The following is a 1,659-nucleotide window of genomic DNA, read 5'->3' on the forward strand; positions in this document are numbered from 1 at the left end:
TCGCCGACGCGCAGATTGTTGATGCCGGCCGGCAGTCTGCCTTCGAGCAGCAGCGGCAGCGACGACGAGGCGCCGCCGGAGATCACGTCGAGGCTTCTGCCGGACAGGCGCTCGGTCTTGTAGGCATGGGCGACGAGTTGGCCGAGATTTTCCGGCGTCGGCATGATGGCGCCGAAACAGCCGAGATTGGTGCCGATGCCGGCAATGCGAACGCCCTTGAACTGCAGTATCTGCTCGACGGTCGGGATCAGGTCGTTCGGCCAGATGCCTTCTCGCAGATCGCCGAGATCGATCATCAGCATGATGTCGTGGATGCGGCCCATGCGCTCGGCGATGCGCGATATTTCGCGGATGGTGGCGAGTTCCGACTGCAGGCTGATGTCGACGGTGCGCACCACCTCCTCGACCCGCGCCATCGGCGGGCTGCGCAACAGCATGATCGGCGCGTTGATGCCGCTGTCGCGCAGCCGGCGGATGTTCTCGAAACGCGATTCGGCGATGCCGGCGACACCGCCGCGCAACATGGCGCGCGCCACTTGCGGCATGCCGCAAGTGCCCTTGGTAACGCCGAACACTTTTATGCCCGACAGCGCGCAGCGCTCGACGATCGTGCGCGCATTGCGCTCGATGCGGCCAAGGTCGATAGCGACTTGCGGTCCCGACATCACTACCCCCCGTAGACCAGCCCCTGCGGGTCGATCTCCGGCTTGCGGCCGGAAACGAGGTCGGCAAGGAATTTCCCCGAGCCGCAGGCCATGGTCCAGCCGACATGGCCGTGGCCGGTGTCGAGATAGAGATTCTTGTAGCGAGCCTGGCCGATGACCGGCACCGAGTTGGGCATCATCGGCCGCAGACCGGCCCAGAACACAGCCTTCTTCTCGTCGAAGGCACCCGGGAAAAGATCCTTGCCGGTGCTGATGATCGTCTTGAAATCGGCGGGCTTGAAAGTTCGGTCGAAGCCGGTGAATTCAGCCGTCGAGGACATCCGCAAGCGGTTGCCCAGCCTGGAATAGCCGATCAGCCGGTCCTCGTCGGCGCCGCCCATGGTCGGTCCCTTGCTTTCGTCCTCCAGGGGAATCGTCGCGGTATAGCCCTTTACCGGATAGACAGGCAGGTCGATGCCGTAACGGCGCCCGAGCAGGCCGCTCTCCGGTCCCATCGAGATGACCACGGCATCGCCGGCGACCGGGCCGGCCGACGTCATCACCGCGCGCACATGATCGCCCTCGATGTCGAGGCCTTCGACTGTCGTGCCGAACAGGAATTTGACGCCGAGCTTCTCGGCAGCATAGGCGGCCAGCCTGTCGACAAACTGCTTGGAATCTCCGGTCTGGTCGGTTGGCGAATAGACGCCCCCGGCAATCTTGTCCTTGACGCCGGCAAGGCCTGGTTCCAGCTCGACCAGCCGGTCGCGGCCGACGATTTCGATCGGCAGGCCGTGCCTGGCAAGATAACGGTAATTGTCGGTGCCGGTATCGAGGCTCTTTTGCGAGCGGAAGAAGTAGAGAATGCCCTTCTTGCGTTCGTCGTAGTGGATGCCGGTCGCTTCCGAAAGCGCATTGATGCAGTCACGCGAATAGAGCGCGAGCCTGAGCTTGATGTCGGTGTTGGCGCGCAGGCGCGCCACCGTGCACTGGCGCAGGAAACGCAGGCTCCAGG

General features: G+C 64.0%; 2 protein-coding genes. Both read right to left on the reverse strand.

Annotated features, from left to right (window positions below; all coding sequences use genetic code 11):
- Nucleotides 1–665 (reverse strand): alanine racemase (locus tag EN939_RS33220; RefSeq protein WP_206528414.1); only part of this gene is annotated, 665 nt, incomplete at its 3' end.
- A gap of 2 nt (nucleotides 666–667) precedes the next feature.
- Nucleotides 668–1,659: FAD-dependent oxidoreductase (locus EN939_RS33225; protein WP_127271706.1), on the reverse strand; the 992-nt coding region annotated here is incomplete at its 5' end.

This window comes from Mesorhizobium sp. M7A.F.Ca.CA.002.05.1.1, assembly GCF_003998335.1.
GTDB lineage: Bacteria > Pseudomonadota > Alphaproteobacteria > Rhizobiales > Rhizobiaceae > Mesorhizobium.